Consider the following 17,992-nt stretch of genomic DNA (forward strand, 5'->3'; position numbering starts at 1 on the left):
ATGCGTGATCTGATCCTTCAACTCAGCAAAAGTTCGATTTATTCAACAAAGCCGACGCAGGTAAAAGATGTATCCAGCGTGTATATTCCATCAATGGCTTAATGACCAGATTAGTGAAGGTATAGGCCTCCTCACTCAGGTCTGAATTTGGCAAACCGATATACATATTAATTTCCTGTAACCGGTTAGCATGTACAGATAGAATCTCACGCTCTGAAAAGAGTGTTATACCCGCAGGCTTACTTGGACAATCAAGATAGCTTTGCACATCCTTGTTAGGCGTGTGCGGGATATCGTACTCATCATCTGTATAAAAAACAATATCGTGGTCAGGCCCTCCGAAGAGGGCGACCCTAATTTTTAAAAAAATCCTGGATATAATACTCATATCAACCTGTGAGTTATTGTACCGAAACAGGAGTAGCAGAAGGCTGTGTTTTGTCAGATGGTTTACCGGTGCCAGCTGCTGCTTCTGGTTTTAATGTCGGCTCACTGCCAGCATCAGCAGAACTGTCACTGTGACCGGACTGAACAGGGGCTTTAGTTTCGAGACTGGCAATATAAAGTTCCACCGATTTAAACCGCTTAATGTTCTGAATGAATGGCAATGCGTCGTATTTTCCATTCACGCGGTTTTCAGCGTTCAGTATTTTAGTTATGTTGTCCATCGCAACCCGCAGTGAGCTCAGGAGTTGCAGGATAATTCGGTCATGAACCTGTTGTGATATCTGACCGTATAACCACAACTGATGTGCCTGACGAGTCAGGACGTTGATGGTCTGGATAATATCCAGCAATTTATAGGTCATTGGGTGGTTCCAGCGAATTTCAAATTCACCATAGTCGAACCCTTCGAATGAAGAATCATCCAGAGGCAGTCGGGCGACATTTTTGTCAATCTGCTCTTTGAAGGTATTTACATTACCCGACAGTTCTTCGTAAACACCGGAGAGCCATTTCTGAACTTTAGTGCTTGTCGCCTGGTCACCTTCTACCAGGCGGAAAATATTATAAATGGCATTGGAGATGGCGTTAAACTGGCGCAGGCAGGCTCTGTTTTTTTCATGAAAGTGCGTATAGAACTCACTTGAAAGTGGCTTTAGTTTTGAAATGACCATCCCTAACGGTCGGTTATTGCCAGTGTTTCGTTGATTGCGCGGTTCAGTTTTTGGGGATGCGTTGTCAGCCATTATATTAACCTCTTCAGTTTTTACAGTCTTTTGATGTCGGCCAGTTTTCGTTGATGGAATTCCGCGAGGAGATCACGGATTGGTTTAATTTTGTTTTCTGTTTTCTGGATCATCTCCAGTTCCCAGTCCAGAGCATTTTTAAAACAACTAACGCTGTATCCTCCGAGTTTAGGTTTAACAACCACGCCATGATGTTCAATTTTGTTTTTGAACCTAGGCGAAAAATCTTTCCATACAATTGTCAGTTTTTGCGACGATCCAACCTTTCTCAGCACAGGAGCAAAACGACCAGGTATAAACCTTCCCCCGTTTGCATACGTGGTCTGGGATATCAGTTGGTTTCGTGCCTTCCAGGCCTCCCAGTATTCATCCAGAATTTTAGAAGCCTCCGATTTCAGTAACTCGATATAGCGAACCGAGTTCTCGATAACGATTTCCTGATGTGCCGTAATTATCGGGTTCATATCAACTCCTCCAGCAACACAGACTACAGGAATCCAAACAGATTTTTCTGAACTAACAAGGGCGTTTGCATTTTTTTTAAAATTTTTTGTGCTCATGCCGTCGGCTAAAAAAAGTAACTTTTTTGTGAGCACGTCCAACAACCTCTGCCTGTGGCCCGCACGGTGTGCGATCCATCCCCGGAAAACCACTTCACGCAAACTTGGAGATGGAAAAAGTAACTTTTTTGCTAACCAGTAATAGGTACCCTTATACATAAGTAACTATTTGCAAAAAAAGTACTAATGAAAGTGTAGGATTCCAGTCCTGCCATTAGTACCTTTCACAGGAAAAAGTACTAATGAAAATCTATCCTCATTAGTACTTTTTTGATGAAAAGGTACTAATGAAACCGAGCGAAACTGTGTAGTTTCTATAAAAAGTGCCTAATGTTATAAGTACCAGTACAAGGTAAAAGGACAGTGATTTTTTATAATTTAGTATCTAATAATATTAGTACTTGTTTTTTTGGGTAGTATCTCTAAGATGGCTTTGATATAATAACAGCCCTTAAGTAACCGTATGTAGCGCGATTTAAAAGTACTCTGGAGAGCGTATGGACGTACAACCCAACGTACAGACTGACACGGTCATTAAGGCGTTTCTCCGCTCGGAGTTGCAGTTGATACGTAGTCAGAAAAAACTACTCAGTGTGTTGCCTCGTGATCTCGCGTCGGACTACCGCTATATACCGGAGAACCTGCTGGAGCGTTTTTTCCATCCCGCCACTGATGCGCGTCTAAATAGAATTGCCCTGTCAGAAGCCAGACCAGGTAGCCTGCTAGTTCCCCGTGTCAACGGGAAGCCTGTTTTATGGGGTGAGTTAATAAAATTAATCCTGGATGACTCTCAGTTACTGAAGTTTGAAACGTACGGCAGACCTTTTGACAGTACCGAGATGAAACCAAATGAGCCATGCGAATTATTGAGCGGGAAGCAGTATGTTTATAAACCCGTCGACCTTGAGTTATTCAGGAAAAACATCGTCTCTATACAGATGAATTTCCTGGTCAATCTATGGAATCTGGCCAGATTTAAACCGGCTTATGTCAGGGCTTATTTGGCTCTGTCTAATGACGCTTTTCAGATGCTCCTCGATACAGAGATACCCGCCTTTGTTGAGGTGACAAATGTGGTTCTCTTTCCCCGGTTTATAACCTATGATGCCGGACGACGTGATCACAAAGTATAAGCATGGGGTTACGAGATTATGGCTGATGTTCTGGAAGGTTTCATCCCAAAGGAAAATATGGAATACTTACGAGTTGAATTTGCTCTTAAAGATTCATATGAGAAGCTAAAGTTATTTTAGCGGTTTCTGGATGCTATAAAAGTTAACTAGCTTCACTCATTGATATGGTAACCTGATTACGGTTCATTCATGTTGGTGAATAACAGGATCCGAGCGTGCTTCGCTGAAAAGTAACTTTTCTGAAAACATGAAGTGGTTTTTCCTGCCGGTCGAAAGAACCGGACCAGGTACACGTTAAGGAGAATGCGGATAATGGGCTTTAAAAAGAGCGAGGTAAGCCAGCTAAATAGCCTGGCAAGTGCCATAAAGTTAATAGAATTTGATGCCAATAAATATACCATAACACATTTGTATGGTCGTAAAGTTGCCGGCAGCCTGGAGTACCCCAAAGGGATAAATACAAGAAAAGGGGTAGGTAAATGGCTCGGTGAAAAATCCGCCATGTTGCTGTCAAATGTCGTTGTAAACAATTCTATTCATATTTTCGGATATGACACTCAAAATCCTACAGAATCAACCAGAGAAATGGATTTTAATGCACTTGTTGATTTGTTAATTAACACGGGCTATACGCCGGAATACTACCCGCTCAAGGTCAACAGGATTGTCGAAGTTCTCAACGGGATGTCGGAAGCTGACTATAAAGACTATTGCCTGGTATGTAAAAAGCCCTTCATACATGCGCCGGACAGGTATGATTCCTGCCCGACATGTAGCGCAAAAAAATGCAAAGTTGTTATTATGCGTTATTATCAGTCCGTAGTTCCCTTTGAATAAAAGTAATTAAGATTACATGGAAAATCATCTTTTACACACGGCAAGCACCATCTGCCATATCGCGTTTGCATCGACGGGAATAACGATACCGTCAGATGAGCAGGCTTTTTTTCATCTTTCAGACAGCATCCATAATCGCCTGGGTGATGCTGCCAACTTACTGATTTAGTGTATGATGGTGTTTTTGAGGTGCTCCAGTGGCTTCTGTTTCTATCAGCTGTCCCTCCTGTTCAGCTACTGACGGGGTGGTGCGTAAAGGCAAAAGCACTGCCGGACATCAGCGCTATCTCTGCTCTCACTGCCGTAAAACATGGCAACTGCAGTTCACTTACACCGCCTCTCAGCCCGGTACGCACCAGAAAATCATTGATGTGGCCATGAATGGTGTTGGATGCCGGGCAACCGCCCGCATTATGGGCGTTGGCCTCAACACGATTTTACGTCACTTAAAAAACTCAGGCCGCAGTCGGTAACCTCGCGCATACCGCCGGGCAGTGACGTCATCCTCTGCGCGGAAATGGACGAACAGTGGGGCTATGTTGGGGCTAAATCGCGCCAGCGCTGGCTGTTGGCTCCGGAAGACGGTTGTGGCGCACGTCTTCGGTGAACGCACTCTGGCCACACTGGAGTGCTGTCGGCCTTTGAGGTCGTGGTATGGATGACGGATGGCTGGCCGCTGTATGAATCACGCCTGAAGGGAAAGCTGCACGTTATCAGCAAGCGTTACACTCAGCGCATTGAGCGACATAACCTGAATCTGAGGCAGCACCTGGCACGGCTGGGACGGAAGTCACTGTCGTTCTCAAAATCGGTGGAGCTGCATGACAAGGTCATCGGGCATTATCTGAACATAAAACACTATCAGTAAGTTGGAGTCATTACCCTTTCTGACTACTTATTGGCCGAGGAAATATTCATGATCCATTCAATAGCATTAGGTGTTCTGATCCAAGGTTTAATATTATGGTTTATATAATCAATTGCTTCATCCATTTCACCTAACGTGATATATCCACTGTTAGACTTTGGTTGTAATTTGCACTTTGATAACAAGCTTGGGATGTGCTTATTAGAGCTAATAGCTGCTTTAGCGATATCATCGGCATCGGGGGATGACTGTCTGTAGGCGAGGAGGGCGCGTGTATACTGAAGAAACGGGCGCATATCACCTGAATAATCATCCAGTAGCACGCTCAGATCATCCACCATTTCGAGTTCAAGATAATAGTTCGCTAATAAATGACGAATCCCCTGGTTGTCGTTCGGGTTTAGCTTGAGCATTTCGTGGCAATGAGACATGGCCGGGTAGAAATTACCTGACTCCCATAGGGCATCAGCCAATGCTGCTTTTGCTCTCATATATGGACGCGTTTCGACAAATCCCCAGAAATTGCCCGCAAATTCCTGAAAATCTTCACCCAGTGCGACACTGGCCGCATATAAAGCCGTCTCCAGAGTAACGATTTTTGACTCAGGGGGCTCTTCGGATATCTCGCAGTAGAATGAGTATGCGTCAGCACAGAGCGGGGATTTTTTGATAGCTTTTCTGATGAGTTTCAGCACAACGTCCAGGTCATCAGTTTCCCAGGCATCGAACATAAATTCCTGAGCCGCAGCCAGATCCAGCTGTAATTGCTCAGAACTGACGGCATTTTTATATAAATCAACGCGCTTTTTAGTCGGGAATTTAATCATCTCAAGTATCCTTTTGGGAGCTCACCGTTACCTGCTACTTCATAGCACTGATGGTCGATTCTACCGCTTTGAACTTGCCACAAACAAGTTCGGGTCTGCCAGAACGGGATTGATCGCCCGGAGTTATTCCTGGATGCGCACCTGAGCTTTACGGCTGGGCGATTTTTTGCTTCGTTCCCGTTTGCCTTCGTTTTCCCGTTCATCCTGTTTTACCTGAGCCAGTCTGAGTACAGTCCCGAGACGTTTGTTATCAACAATCTGCCCCTGGTCGACACAGGCCAGTTTATCAAATGCCTGGCACTCAAGGCTCCGATGTCCGTAGTGGAAGGCGAGGGTGCCATCGGGATAATCCAGCACTTTAATTTTCTCACCGGCAAGACGACTATTTTCTTCTGTCGGGTCCATGAGATAAAGGATCTTATCGTACTGGAAGGTCAGTGATTTCGACACGGTACGGACATCATGCCAGGCAAAGATGTCTCTTAACTCATCGGGGTTTTCCTTCACCGGACGATGCAAATCTTTCGGGAACCTGGCCGGTCGTGAAAACCGGCTGTTAAAGTCAGCGATGAAAGTGGCAAGCCAGGCATTTGCGGCCTCAATGCCGGTAATACCTTCCAGACGCATTTCTTTAATCAGCCGATCCTGAAGAGTCTGATTCGCCCGTTCCACGCGACCTTTAGCCTCAGAGCTGTTGGCACAGATAAGCTCGATTGCCAGGTCATAGAGCACACGTCCGAACTGGGTAACGGTGGTATTGCGGTTCTCCGGACCACTGACGCGAAATATTGCGTGTTTGTCACTGTACAGCGATACCGGCTTCCCATGCTGCTCAATGTATTCCCGGGTTGCCAGCATGTAGTCAAAGGCTGTTTCTGACTCGCTGAACCGCAAATGCATCAGACGGCCGGTGGCATCATCGATAAAGACCAGCAGGCAGCATTTTGGTGCACGGCCTTCAAACCAGTCATGGTGGGAGCCGTCGATCTGGATCAGTTCCCCCAGGCAATCACGCCGATGCCGGGGTTGATAAACCCGTGACTTGCGTCGGGCATGTGGGATCCAGATTCCGTCAGACGTCATCCAGTTGCGGACGGTCTCGATTGAAAGCCGGATATTATGGCGCTCTCTGAGCTTTTCTGCGGCCAGTGTGGGTCCAAAGTCACTGTAGTTTTCACGTATCAGCGTGAGTACACGCATTTTGAGAGATTCGGTCAGCCGACGGTTGCTGGGTTGAGCGCGTTTGCGGCTGACAAGTCCTTCAGCACCAGAAACCCGGTAGCGATTGATAAGCCGTTGCGCCTGACGTTCTGAAATGCCAAGCTGTGACGCTGCATCACGACGGCGTAGACGTTTTTCACAAACTGCCTGTATCACCGGTAAACGGTGGATCTCTTTATCTGACATGGTCACCAACATGCGTTGAGTCCCTTAGAATTGGGGTCTGAAGTCCAATGGAACGAAAACGTACGTTAGTGAAGTAACTATCTGATATATAAACATAATAGACGCAGAAAAATCGCTTAAAACGGCGTGTTTTTAATCAATAAATGGCATTTATCGGACATTGTTGTCTACAAATCGATTTTTCAGACATGTGTTTATCTCTTACCGTACGTTTTCGTACGGTTGGACCTCAAACCCTTTAAACGAACTTCCGCGTATTCACCGTAGACAGAACCCTGATGCGTGGCATCACTATGCCCGGGAATGTGGAATACACCTTGATAATCCAGCTCAGGGTGTGCGGTACGATCTACATGAAATGGCCATCGCTGCCGTCATCGCAGGACAAGGCGTAGCATTGGTTCCGCGTATGTATGTCGAGAATGAATTGCGTTGCGGTATGCTCGTTTCGCCCTGGCCAGCCTCAGGATGCCTGAGCAAAAAATTCTGTTTAGTAAAACCGACGGAAACGGGGATCAATGAGGCTGCGCTGGAAAGTTTTGAACGCTGGCTGCTTGCTGAAATTAATACTCTCACCAGCCTCAATGCTGAACGATGACATTCCGTCCGCTCCTCGCTGTGAGTTCAACCGATGGATGCAACCCATTGGTTAAATGCTCTGCGAGTGATTCATAGTATGGGGTTTTTCCTGGCCTATAGTAGTGCGGCCCCACAGTCCCATGTTTATATTTTTTAAGTCTGGACTTAGGCAGGCATTCGTTATTTGCGCTGACCTGCCAGTTCATGACAAAGCGCACCGATCTTTTCAACTGCATTGAGCAGCGTGGACGAGGGTTCATTCGCACAATTTAACCTCAGGAAGTTCTGAAACTCGGCCCCTGGGGAAAACAGGAGGCCAGGACTGACACCAATGCCCAGCGCCAGCGCGCGACGGTGTACCACCAATGAATTCAGCGGATGCGGGAGTTCTATCCACAACAAGAAACCGGCTGTCGGCACGGTAACACGAGTGCCCTGTGGGAAGCTTGCCTTGACCCGGGCGATAACGGCTTGTACCCCCTCTGATATCCGGAACTTCAAGCGTCGTAAATGACGATCGTAGTCCCCACTTGCCAGTATATTGCTCGCGGCAGCCTCAAGCAGCGGTGCGCCAGCCCAATCCCCGGCCATGCGAGCCTGCAATACCTGAGTGTGATAGCGTCCTGCCGCAACCCACCCGATTCTCCAGCCCGGGGCAAGGGTTTTGGATAATGAACTGCAGTAGATCACACTCCCGCTCTGGTCGAACGCCTTGCAGGCCGGAGGACGCTGCCCTTCACCGGCCAGATCACCATACACATCGTCCTCAATTAAAGGGATGCCTGCACGTTCAATCAGAGCAACAAGTTCCTGCTTACGGGTGACGGGCATACTGGCACCGAGTGGGTTTTGCACCGTGGGCGAAGCCAGCACGGCTGCGGGACGGTGACGCTGAATAGCTTCATCCAGAGATGCCAGCAACAAGCCTTCAGCAGGATCCGTGGGGATTTGCAATGCCTTGAGGCCTAAGTCCTCAAGCAGCAGGAGCGTACCGAAGTAGGCAGGTTGCTCAATTGCCACTACGTCACCTGGCTGACATACAGCCCGCAGAGCCAGACGCAGTGCTTGCGTCGCTCCAGCCGTGATGACGAGATCATCCGAACCAAAACGGGCTCCCCACTGTGCAGCGCGTACGGCTATATTTCTGCGCAGGTCTGCCCTTCCCGGCGGCAGGCTGTAGCTCTGCCCGTGCGCGTCAAGGCGGCGGGTTGCAGTCTGTAGCGCCCGCTGTAGCGTGTTTGTTGGCAACCATATTGGATCGGGCAGCGCTGCACCAAGTGGCACCAGACGGGCTTCTGCGCTACTAAATAGTGAACGGGCTACTGCTGACATTGTCACGGGAACTGGGCCAGGTAAATCCTGGGAAGACGGCATGTTCTGAGATGTGTTTATCTGGCAAACGAAGTAGCCCGAACGCGGACGCGCTACAATCAGGCCCTCGGCCTCGAGACAACGGAGTGCTTCCAGTGCCGTTGGGAGGCTAACCTGCTCTCGTTCGGCCAGTTTACGTGCGGAGATCATCCTGTCGCCGACTCGCAATACACCTGATGCAAGGGTAAGGCGCAGCATTTCAGCAATCCGGCGGTAATGTGGGGACAACAGACGTGGAGCGGACATTGCGAACTGTACAGTCTGATTTTCGATAGATCTGACTATACAGACAATGATGTGGCCCTTCTATAGTGGTGCCGAACCCGCTCAATCAAGGAGGCATTATGCATAGCGATAACTTCGATCTTTCTGCTTATTTCCGTCGCATAAACTACACCGGGCATGCAGCCGCCGATACCGCCACGCTGCACGCGCTCATGCGTCATCAACTCTTTTCGGTGCCCTTCGAGAATCTGGATGTACAGGCTGGCAAAGTCGTATCCCTGGTACCCGAAGACATTGCAGATAAACTGCTACATCGAGGTCGTGGCGGATACTGCTATGAGGTTAATGGGCTATTTGCAATGGCATTAGACGCTTTAGGTATTACCTACCGTTTCGTTGCCGCTCGCCCGATGTTCTACCCGGCACGCCGACCGAAAACGCATATGGCATTAATTGCTGAAGTTGATGATCGCCTGTGGCTTTGCGATCTAGGGTTCGGCAGCTATGGTATTCGCGCGCCGCTCGCTATAGACATGACAGATACCGATATCGAACAGGATTTCGACACTTTCCGACTTATCCGTGACGTTAATAACGAGTATCTGCTACAAGCGAAGGTGGAGGGTGCATGGGCTAATCAATACAGTTTTGATCTGCCCCCCCAGGAGTGGATTGATTTCGTCCCGGCCAACTACCTCAATTCCACCCACCCTGATGCCATCTTTGTGCAGAAGTTACTGATCGTGCAGCACGCCCCCGAGGGTCGCCTGATTTTGCTAGGTAATTTGCTGAAGACGATCACCGCAGAGGGTATCGAAACGCAACAACTGATGGATGACGGTATTGCCCTGGCCCTGAAAAATCGCTTTGCTCTGCCTGTACCGCAATACATCGGGAAGAGCGCTTAATCCTGAGTACAGCCTTCCCTCTTTTTATTCTAATGAAATAGACAGAGGGCTGGCTGGCACGCCTGTCGCAGACTAGTCATTCACAAATGAGGGTCTGGATTTAGTTTTATTTCAGTTGCAACACCGATGCTAATTGACCATTCATTGAGCAGGTAATCAATGCCTGCTTTTCGCTCAAAGCTGCCTGTCAAAGTGGTCAAGCTTTTCCATAGCTCAGAGGTACCAAAAATCACCTTAACGAATGGAAGGGACTTCCCCTGGATATGCGCCTGATTAACTCTTGTGCAATCATGGGGTAAACATAGCCCCGGAGGGATTCGTTATAACCATCACTACTGTCGGTATCTGAATTCGGTGTCATCGCGCCACAAAGTACAGATGCCCTGCGCCACATGGTTTCCGGGCAGAAGAGCTCTTTACCGCTTCAGGTTCAGCAATGTGTTGATGATTTGCTGGAACACGTTGATCGCATTGAAGCTAACATCGCTGAATATGACCGAATTTTGTCGCGCATGGCCAAAACAGATCACCGCAGTCAGCGGCTAATGGAGCTAAAGGGAGTTGGTCCCACAACGGCCTGTGCACTGGTTGCCAGTATCGGTAATGCACATGATTTTAAAAATGGACGGCAACTGGCGGCCTGGCTGGGACTGACGCCATCACAATACAGCAGCGGTGGAAAGTCGAAGCTCGGCAGGATCACAAAAGCCGGTGATTCGTATCTGCGAACGCTTCTGGTACAGGGAGCTCGTTCAGTACTGATTGGCGCTGAGAAAAGGACTGACTCATTCAGTCATTGGGTCTGTTCACTGGTCGAACGCAGAGGATACTGGCGCGCTGTTGTGGCCATCGCCGCCAAAAAATGCAAGGCTGTGCTGGGCATCATTGCATTACGGTGATGATTTCAGACTGTACTCAGCCAGCTAAAGTACGAAGCAACAGTATGACCATCTGACCTGCAACTCGTTGATGATAAAGGGTTAAACCCCGTGAGGTATATCTGAATATTGTACAGGATATACGTATCCGCTTAACGAACAAGAGCCTCACGCGCGTCTTTCATCAGGGCCCGAATCGATGACGATTCATCATGGCCGTTTATAGTACCGCAGTCTCTCCCCTTTATTTTTACTGAAGAGCAGACAGAAACGTAAGCGTAAACCCAGTGCCGTATGTAGCCATTAAGCCAGTACTGATAACTTAGACGTCCACCTGTACAGACGGACATCTAAGTATGGAATCCCTATCCTGGCGAAAAGAACCCCGTAAAAATTATCCCAATGACTTCAAGCTACGTATGGTCGAACTTGCTTCCCGCCCCGGAGACTGGTGACCAATGCTGTCGTTCTCTGGAATACCATCTACATGCAGGCTGCACTGGATCATTTACGTAACGAAGGCGAAACCATAAATGAAGAGGATGAAGCCAGACTTTCGCCACTGAGACACGCGCATTTCAACATGCTGGGGCATTACACGTTCACACTTGCGGAGCAGGTAACAAAAGGCCAGCTAAGGCCACTGAAGCAAGCGGAAGAAACGGACGAATGGCCTCTGTAACGGTCATATTGTCGCGGGGATTGATGACCATCTGTTCAAAAAATGTACTTAGCGTACGTTTTCGTACGGTTGGGCTTCAGACCCCGAATTGCTTTCAGTTTAGCTTACTCTAAGGTGATATTTCTATCTGGATGAAAGGAAGTGCGGACAAATTCCTGGACCTTCAGGAGTTAATTTATGCATTCATACGAGGACCGGATTCGGGCCGTCGAACTCTATTACCGGTACGGAAAGAAAGCCTCCGTTGTCGTCATGGAGCTGGGATATCCTTCCACAAAACAGCTGGGCCGTTGGGTTCGGATTTATGAAGAGAAGGGCGATTTACCCAGGGAATTAAAACCAAGAGAACGCTATTCACGTACACAGAAAATTGCTGCTGTTGAGCATTATCTTACTCACGGTGGTTGCCTGTCGTACACTCGCCGAGCCATCGGCTACCCCAGTAACGAAATTCTAAAGCGCTGGATTGAAGAGTTTTATCCAAATGCGCGTCCCCTGGTCATTCGCTCAGGCACAAGCAAATGCTTCAGCCCGGAATAGAGGTCTCAGGCCGTCCGGGAGCTCTGTAACCGACGTGGAACCGCGCGTAAAGTTGCACAAAGCATAGGCGTCAGCGTCCCGGTCCTGTACAAATGGAAGAAAGACCTTATCAGTGACGAGGCTTATCAATCCATGCGCAAACGAAAGGCAGCCCCTCAGGATAAAAAATCAGGATGCTTTACTCGGTAAAATCCGGCGTCTCAGGAAGCAGGTTCATCAGCTGCAGCTCGTACGTGACATACTGACAAAGGCGAATGAACTGATAAAAAAAGATCTGGGCGTCAGCTTTCTGAAACTGAAAAACAGGGAGAAAACCCTGATAGTTGATGCCCTTAAGAAAAAGTACCCCGTTGCTGAGTTGCTAAGCATTCTGCAACTTGCCCGCAGCTGTTATTTTTACCACAAAGCCAGCAAACGTCTGTACGATAAGTATGCGGAAATACGCGTGATCATGGCCGATATCTTTGAGGAGAATTACCGCTGTTACGGCTACCGGCGCCTTCACGCGATGCTTCGCAGTAACAACAGAGTTATTTCTGAAAAGGTTGTCCGCAGACTGATGGCAGAAGAGCAGCTCGTTGTTAAGCGCACCAGGCGACGACAATATAACTCTTACTGTGGCGAAATCGGTCCGGCACCGGAAAATTTACTCGCCCGGGATTTTAGTTCCTGCAGGCCAAATGAGAAGTGGCTGACCGATATTACAGAGTTCCAGCTTCCGGCTGGAAAAGTCTATCTGTCGCCGGTTATCGACTGCTTTGATGGCCAGGTTGTAAGCTGGTCGATAGGAACACGCCCGGACGCGACGCTGGTGAATACGATGCTCGATGACGCACTCGATACGCTCAGCGAACATGATAAACCGGTGATACACAGCGATCGTGGTGGCCATTACCGGTGGCCGGGCTGGCTCGAGCGTATCAACACCTCCGGACTTATAAGGTCCATGTCGCGCAAAGGATGCTCGTCGGATAATGCTGCGTGTGAAGGCTTCTTCGGGCGTATCAAAAACGAAATGTTCTATGGCAGAGACTGGGCGGGTATCACGCTGGAAAAATTTATATGCTTCCTGGACAGGTACATACGCTGGTATAATGAGAAAAGTATCAAGCTATCATTAGGTGCAATGAGTCCTGTGAAGTACCGGCAGCATCTTGGGATCACAACATAACAGTCCAGGAAAACATCCGCAGCCCCAAAAGTGACATTACCAAATGGTTCTAACAAAATTTGTCAAAGCTAAGTTCAGATGTCCGGGGTAGGGCAAAGTTCAAATGTCCATAAACTGCTTTGCTTGGTCAACAAAAACTTCACAGGGAAAGCAATTCGTGGGAATATCATTAGACTTATAAATTCTGAGACATAAATATGGCAAGGAATAAGAAGAACAAAAATGCTTTCAGCTACAATAATCGTGATGTTGCGAGTAGGAATTTTATAAATAAAAATTTCAATAAGACACACAGTTACCATTCAAATTTTTTTCAGTCAAAATTCACGAACACGTCTTTTATTGGTGCTTCATTGAAATGGTGTAACTTTACTGGCAGTCTTTTCCAATCCTCTTTATTAAGAGGAGTCCTTTTTAGAGGCGGGAGCCTGCGACATGTTGTATTTAAAGAATGTATAATAAACGCTTGTGATTTAGACCGTTGCAAAACGGAAGGTTTGATGATTGATAAGTGCTACATAGTTAGCAGTAATAATTTAATTAACCGCTTAGATCCTTCTCAAATTATTGATTCGAAAATTTACAAGTCCTTTCCAGAAAAAGAATTATTCAACCCTATTTTGATCGATGTTATTCAAGAGTTAAGGAAAAACGATTTTGTGAGGCGTTCTTCAGTTTTACATAGAAAATTGAATAAAATTGATACTATTACCCTCACGTACCTTCTAGATCGCTTCGATGAAAACTTTCTTATCGAACAGTTGCCAAATGTTTGTATGAAAATAGAACGTGAATTTCACACGATCAGCTATATTGACCAGCTTCTAAGAAAACAGGTATGATGTCTCTACCCGGTCTCACCACCCATAGAAATCCACAAACTGACGAACAGATGCCTGTCTACGGACTGATGCGGGTATAAAGCGTTTGTTTTGAATACGTTAGTGGAGGTAATGCCTATGGTATTAGATATCATGACTGTTTTGGCCTTTGTGTTTTTGGTTCTGTATAAAATAGCTTCACGAATCATTTCTATGTCTGGTGGTGCGATAAGGTTCTGATTTTCAGAACCTTTTTTTTAAAGTTTACTAGAGTAGATTTCATTTTGAATGAACGTAAGATACTCCTCACTTTGACTGCCTTTCCTAAATTTTTTCTGTCCTTCAAAATCTATATCAGGTATGAAATGTATTAACTGGCTATCTTGGTAAAGTGAAAGAACGGAATTTTGATTGAGCACCTTAGAGTCCATTAATTGATAAACTGATTCAATACATGCACCTATAAGAACATCACACAATTGCACGCTTGGGCTTTCTTTCGAATCAATTTGATAGACTTTTTTAAGGTTTAGAGGGAATGAGATAGTTGCTATCTCGGAATGTTTAAACTCTCCTTCCTTATCACAATTGATCAAAAAGTTAAGGCGTTCATTGTAAGTTAGCAGATTTTTTGAACGATCATGCTCAATTGCATACTCTCCAGAGGACATCATTTCCGTGCGAGAAATTAATGCATTTAAAATAGTAAATGAGGCATCAGTGCTAATTCCATCAGTCATGATGGCATCAATACAATCTGGGTGGTTAAATGCCAAAGGACCAAAAAACTCTTTTAACCTTTGCCAGTCAAGCCTCCTTATTTTGCTTATTAGCAAACTCACTGAATCTAATGTTTTTTCTTTCATAGCATTTTGAAACTGAAGCAGAACATCATCAAAGGCAGAGCCATAATACGCTGGTCCAACGTAATACACCATTGATGCCATTGAGAAGTTACCGCCATCCTCATAAAGATTAATTCCAAAATCATAATAGAATGGTTCAACAGCATAATCGATGAACATAAGAATTAGTAAAAAGCGTTTATCACCTACGCATGTTATACATGGGTAATTAGATAAGAGATGCTTTTGCAATTCAAATAATGGCTTGCGGTTGGAATCTCTTCTTTTCAGCGAGCTGTACTTCAATTCATCGGCTTGAAGTTTGGGGAAATATTCTTTTATCAGACGACTGGCGTCATCATGGTTTATTAATATTGATGACGCGCCTTGGAATTTTTGCTCTTTGTGGAGTAAGTCATAACCCGTATAGCCACTTTCATCCATAGAAAACGTTATCATCTGCCCATCTCCACTCTATCTATTAACCATTGAAATGTTCGTATCAAAACATCATTTTTGGTTGCGTTCACCAAAAATCTCCTCAGCTCGTGTCTGAAGTTTTACAAGTGCATTGAACATATCGTCCTGGTCCAAAGAACGCTGGGATTTCTTCGTCGTAGGGGCTTTGCGCCTGCGTGAAGTGCCGTCACCGGATGGCACTGATTGTGACCGGTTATTATCCCGTTCGGCCTGCACAAGTTGCGCCATCTCCAGCGCACGGCCAAGACGTTTATTGTCCACAATGGCACCCTGATCGATTTCAGACAGTTTGTCATAGGTGGAGTAGGGAAGTGATACGCCATTAAGCCGGAGCTCTTTATGTCCGTCAGGGTAATGCCAGACATCAATGTATTTACCAATCGCCCGACGACTGAACTCATTGTCTTCAATGAGGTAAAGCACTTTGTCGTACTGCACAGTGAGTGATTTCGACACGCGGCGGGCTTCACGCCAAGTAAACACCATATCAAGATCATCATCGACATCCAGTTCCCGATGAACATCGAACTCCTGGCGAGGCGCTTTTGAAAAACGTCGGTTGTAATCGTTCATGAACTCTTCGGCAAATGCGTTAGCAGATTCCATTGTGCTGATGCCCTGAAGCCTGAGTTCCTTGACCAGTCTGTCCTGAAGGGTTAGATGCGCCCGCTCAACACGACCTTTTGCTGCGCTGGTTTCTGCACAGATGGTTTGAATGTTCAGTTCGTGCATCGCACGTCCAAACTGCGTTTCGCCTTCGCCGCCAGTGGCATTTTTATTGTTGATCCTGAAGACACTGGCTTTGTCGCTATAGAGCGCCAGTGGCTTACCATGCATTTCAATATAGCCCCGTGTCGCTTCAAAATAGGTGAAAGTCGATTCAGATTTTACGAAACGAAGCTGCATCAGACGACTGGTGGCGTCATCAACGTAAACCAGTGCTGTACACTTGGGTCCCCGGTTTTCAAACCAGTGATGGTCGCAGCCGTCAATTTGTATGAGTTCACCGGCACAGGCACGTCGGTAACGCGGCTGCTGGATTTTTGGTGCACGTTGCTTACGTGGAACCCAAAGACTGGCCTGAGTCATCAACTTACGAACCGTTTCTTTGGAAATATGAACGCCGTGAACCTCAGCCAGTTTTTCACAGGCCAGAGTCGGACCGAAATCGTTATAGCGTTCGCGAATAATATTCAGCGCGTATGCGGCCAGTCCCTGAGGCAGTTGATTATTGCTGGATTTACCACGACGGCGGCTGGTCATGCCAAGCGGACCATCTTCACGATAACGCGCAAGCAGACGACGGCACTGGCGGTCGGAGATACCAAGCCGCTGCGCTGCCATCTGTGTTGTCAGACGCCGGTCGATGACGTCCTGAATAATCTTGAGTCGGTTAACTTCATCCAAAGTGAAAAACTCCGCTGCGAGAGCCGTCATGGTAATCCTTACTTGATTATACACGCCGGACATCTTAACTTAGCCCAAGGCGGACATTACAACTTTGCTGTTACAAAATTGGTGCGTGTAATCATTGTTATGTTAAATAGCCTCCATGAGTATTTTACTTCATGGTTTTTTGGTGCAACCACTGAAATCAGCATGTAGAATCGCCACGGATAATCTAGACACTTCCGAGTCGTTGATAATACTGGTTTTCATATTCTGTCGGTGACATCTGATTGCTCGAACCATGCCGACGCTTACTGTTATAAAACATTCTTACTGTTATAAAACATTTCGATGTAACCAAAGATATCGCTGCGGGCTTCTTCCCGCGTTCCGTAGATCTTTTTCTTTACCCGTTCGCGTTTCAGCAACTGGAGAAAGCTTTCTGCAACCGCATTATCGTGACAGTTACCGCGACGGCTCATGCTCCCCTCCAGGCCTTGTGATTTCAGGAACGACTGCCACTCATGGCTTGTGTATTGACTGCCCTGGTCCGAGTGAACCAGCACCTGTTTTTTTTGGGGATTACGCCGGCATATAGCCATCAGCAGTGCATTCAGGACAATGTCCTTTGTCATCCGGGATTGTATTGACCAGCCGATAATTTTGCGTGAGAACAGATCAACAACCACGGCAAGATACAGCCAGCCTTCGTGGGTCCTGAGTGACGCTCATCCTCTGGAACGCATCATGGCCATCGTCCAGGTCATGGACTTATTTGACGAACCAATGAAAATCCTGATGCTTGCTCGTCACTTTGGCGGGGCGTATGTGGAAGAGCAAGAACGTGCCAATAAACTGCAGGCAACCCTGAACATGATGAGCGAACCAAAATGCGCGCCGGCGCCAGATCTCTCCGGAGACAATATCGGCATTGAAAGCAAAGAGCGGGAGATCGCCAGCCTTAAGTCTTCTTTAGGCATGTTAATTACCGCCTTTAAACTAATGGCAACCCATAACGGCTTCAAAATGCCAGAGCTAACCGGCGATGAACATCCCGCTGCTATTCTCCAGCTGCTTGGTGCGATGGCGGACAATATGGATGAAGCTAAGAGCCGTATCGAAGACATGATGCGAGAACTTGCCCACCGCCACGATCTAAATGACCAGCCGCACAAGATGCAGCAAGTCAGCGGCTTTGTTGAATAAATCGAACTTTTGCTGAGTTGAAGGGGCTTTGTTGAATAAATCGAACTTTTGCTGAGTTGAAGGATCAGATCACGC

Annotated in this window: 11 protein-coding genes and 8 pseudogenes; 11 read left to right on the forward strand and 8 right to left on the reverse strand. The window is 46.9% G+C overall.

Annotated elements, in window-relative coordinates; all coding sequences use genetic code 11:
- Positions 1 to 401: 401 nt before the first annotated feature.
- Complete coding sequence (locus ABLV54_RS11480; RefSeq protein ID WP_040217257.1) at positions 402 to 1,190, reverse strand: hypothetical protein; 789 nt, start codon at positions 1,188 to 1,190, stop codon at positions 402 to 404.
- Positions 1,191 to 1,210: 20 nt separating this feature from the next.
- A complete protein-coding gene (gene mobI / locus ABLV54_RS11485) occupies positions 1,211 to 1,909 on the reverse strand; it encodes a conjugative transfer protein MobI(A/C) (protein ID WP_263084512.1) in 699 nt (232 codons plus the stop codon).
- Between the two features lie 338 nt (positions 1,910 to 2,247).
- Here mobI and ABLV54_RS11490 point away from each other — a divergent pair, with 338 nt between their 5' ends.
- The 4 genes and pseudogenes from ABLV54_RS11490 (at position 2,248) to ABLV54_RS11505 (ending at position 4,588) form a co-directional block, all read left to right on the forward strand.
- Positions 2,248 to 2,883: a hypothetical protein gene (locus ABLV54_RS11490; RefSeq protein WP_346723759.1), complete on the forward strand. Its 636-nt coding sequence runs from the start codon at positions 2,248 to 2,250 to the stop codon at positions 2,881 to 2,883.
- A gap of 312 nt (positions 2,884 to 3,195) precedes the next feature.
- Entirely contained in the window at positions 3,196 to 3,720 is a 525-nt protein-coding gene (locus tag ABLV54_RS11495; RefSeq protein WP_263084510.1) for a hypothetical protein, read from the forward strand.
- 197 nt (positions 3,721 to 3,917) lie between these two features.
- A complete protein-coding gene (locus tag ABLV54_RS11500) occupies positions 3,918 to 4,193 on the forward strand; it encodes an IS1-like element transposase (RefSeq protein ID WP_072072826.1) in 276 nt (91 codons plus the stop codon).
- A 44-nt stretch (positions 4,194 to 4,237) separates the two neighbouring features.
- Positions 4,238 to 4,588 (forward strand): annotated as a pseudogene (locus ABLV54_RS11505) (IS1 family transposase).
- A gap of 23 nt (positions 4,589 to 4,611) precedes the next feature.
- Here the strand turns inward: ABLV54_RS11505 and ABLV54_RS11510 are convergent.
- Both ABLV54_RS11510 and ABLV54_RS11515 read right to left on the reverse strand, forming a co-directional pair.
- On the reverse strand, positions 4,612 to 5,415 hold the full coding sequence (locus ABLV54_RS11510; RefSeq protein WP_101979506.1) for a hypothetical protein: 804 nt from the start codon (positions 5,413 to 5,415) through the stop codon (positions 4,612 to 4,614).
- Positions 5,416 to 5,475: 60 nt separating this feature from the next.
- Positions 5,476 to 6,822 (reverse strand): annotated as a pseudogene (locus ABLV54_RS11515) (ISNCY family transposase).
- Between the two features lie 238 nt (positions 6,823 to 7,060).
- On the opposite strand from ABLV54_RS11515, the pseudogene ABLV54_RS11520 reads away from it, so the two are divergent.
- Positions 7,061 to 7,420: pseudogene (locus ABLV54_RS11520) on the forward strand (LysR substrate-binding domain-containing protein); the annotation flags it as partial.
- Positions 7,421 to 7,581: 161 nt separating this feature from the next.
- Here ABLV54_RS11520 and ABLV54_RS11525 read toward each other — a convergent pair.
- Positions 7,582 to 9,018, reverse strand: coding sequence for a PLP-dependent aminotransferase family protein (locus ABLV54_RS11525; RefSeq protein ID WP_050582443.1), 1,437 nt, complete (start codon positions 9,016 to 9,018; stop codon positions 7,582 to 7,584).
- 98 nt (positions 9,019 to 9,116) lie between these two features.
- On the opposite strand from ABLV54_RS11525, the gene ABLV54_RS11530 reads away from it, so the two are divergent.
- The 5 genes and pseudogenes from ABLV54_RS11530 to ABLV54_RS11550 all read left to right on the forward strand — a co-directional run bounded on the left by ABLV54_RS11530 (position 9,117) and on the right by ABLV54_RS11550 (position 14,018).
- The gene (locus ABLV54_RS11530) at positions 9,117 to 9,905 is read left to right on the forward strand and encodes an arylamine N-acetyltransferase (protein ID WP_348814136.1); all 789 of its coding nucleotides are present in this window, start codon (positions 9,117 to 9,119) and stop codon (positions 9,903 to 9,905) included.
- Positions 9,906 to 10,246: 341 nt separating this feature from the next.
- Positions 10,247 to 10,832 (forward strand): annotated as a pseudogene (locus tag ABLV54_RS11535) (IS110 family transposase); the annotation flags it as partial.
- Between the two features lie 399 nt (positions 10,833 to 11,231).
- Positions 11,232 to 11,465, forward strand: a pseudogene (locus tag ABLV54_RS11540) (Tn3 family transposase); the annotation flags it as partial.
- 177 nt (positions 11,466 to 11,642) lie between these two features.
- A pseudogene (locus ABLV54_RS11545) lies at positions 11,643 to 13,176 on the forward strand (IS3-like element ISKpn38 family transposase).
- A gap of 197 nt (positions 13,177 to 13,373) precedes the next feature.
- Positions 13,374 to 14,018, forward strand: a complete 645-nt coding sequence (locus ABLV54_RS11550; protein WP_016240411.1) for a pentapeptide repeat-containing protein — start codon at positions 13,374 to 13,376, stop codon at positions 14,016 to 14,018.
- A 236-nt stretch (positions 14,019 to 14,254) separates the two neighbouring features.
- Here ABLV54_RS11550 and ABLV54_RS11555 read toward each other — a convergent pair whose 3' ends face one another.
- The 3 genes and pseudogenes from ABLV54_RS11555 to ABLV54_RS11565 all read right to left on the reverse strand — a co-directional run.
- Entirely contained in the window at positions 14,255 to 15,301 is a 1,047-nt protein-coding gene (locus ABLV54_RS11555) for a DUF3800 domain-containing protein (protein ID WP_000627691.1), read from the reverse strand.
- Between the two features lie 51 nt (positions 15,302 to 15,352).
- Entirely contained in the window at positions 15,353 to 16,759 is a 1,407-nt protein-coding gene (locus ABLV54_RS11560) for an ISNCY family transposase (RefSeq protein ID WP_016240413.1), read from the reverse strand.
- 184 nt (positions 16,760 to 16,943) lie between these two features.
- Positions 16,944 to 17,433 (reverse strand): annotated as a pseudogene (locus ABLV54_RS11565) (IS3 family transposase); the annotation flags it as partial.
- A 1-nt stretch (position 17,434) separates the two neighbouring features.
- Here ABLV54_RS11565 and ABLV54_RS11570 point away from each other — a divergent pair.
- Positions 17,435 to 17,917, forward strand: a pseudogene (locus ABLV54_RS11570) (hypothetical protein); the annotation flags it as partial.
- Positions 17,918 to 17,992: the final 75 nt, after the last annotated feature.

The sequence above is a fragment of the Klebsiella sp. JB_Kp042 genome, assembly GCF_040065275.1.
In the GTDB taxonomy this organism is placed as follows: Bacteria; Pseudomonadota; Gammaproteobacteria; order Enterobacterales; family Enterobacteriaceae; genus Klebsiella; species Klebsiella quasipneumoniae.

What these genes read in the sequence shown, in the direction of transcription:
- ABLV54_RS11480 (WP_040217257.1), bottom strand. Translation starts at nt 1,190, where the DNA reads ATGGCTGACAACGCATCCCCAAAAACTGAACCGCGCAATCAACGAAAC.
- mobI (WP_263084512.1), bottom strand. Translation starts at nt 1,909, where the DNA reads ATGTATAAGGGTACCTATTACTGGTTAGCAAAAAAGTTACTTTTTCCA.
- ABLV54_RS11490 (WP_346723759.1), top strand. Translation starts at nt 2,248, where the DNA reads ATGGACGTACAACCCAACGTACAGACTGACACGGTCATTAAGGCGTTT.
- ABLV54_RS11495 (WP_263084510.1), top strand. Translation starts at nt 3,196, where the DNA reads ATGGGCTTTAAAAAGAGCGAGGTAAGCCAGCTAAATAGCCTGGCAAGT.
- ABLV54_RS11510 (WP_101979506.1), bottom strand. Translation starts at nt 5,415, where the DNA reads ATGATTAAATTCCCGACTAAAAAGCGCGTTGATTTATATAAAAATGCC.
- ABLV54_RS11525 (WP_050582443.1), bottom strand. Translation starts at nt 9,018, where the DNA reads ATGTCCGCTCCACGTCTGTTGTCCCCACATTACCGCCGGATTGCTGAA.
- ABLV54_RS11530 (WP_348814136.1), top strand. Translation starts at nt 9,117, where the DNA reads ATGCATAGCGATAACTTCGATCTTTCTGCTTATTTCCGTCGCATAAAC.
- ABLV54_RS11550 (WP_016240411.1), top strand. Translation starts at nt 13,374, where the DNA reads ATGGCAAGGAATAAGAAGAACAAAAATGCTTTCAGCTACAATAATCGT.
- ABLV54_RS11555 (WP_000627691.1), bottom strand. Translation starts at nt 15,301, where the DNA reads ATGATAACGTTTTCTATGGATGAAAGTGGCTATACGGGTTATGACTTA.
- ABLV54_RS11560 (WP_016240413.1), bottom strand. Translation starts at nt 16,759, where the DNA reads ATGACGGCTCTCGCAGCGGAGTTTTTCACTTTGGATGAAGTTAACCGA.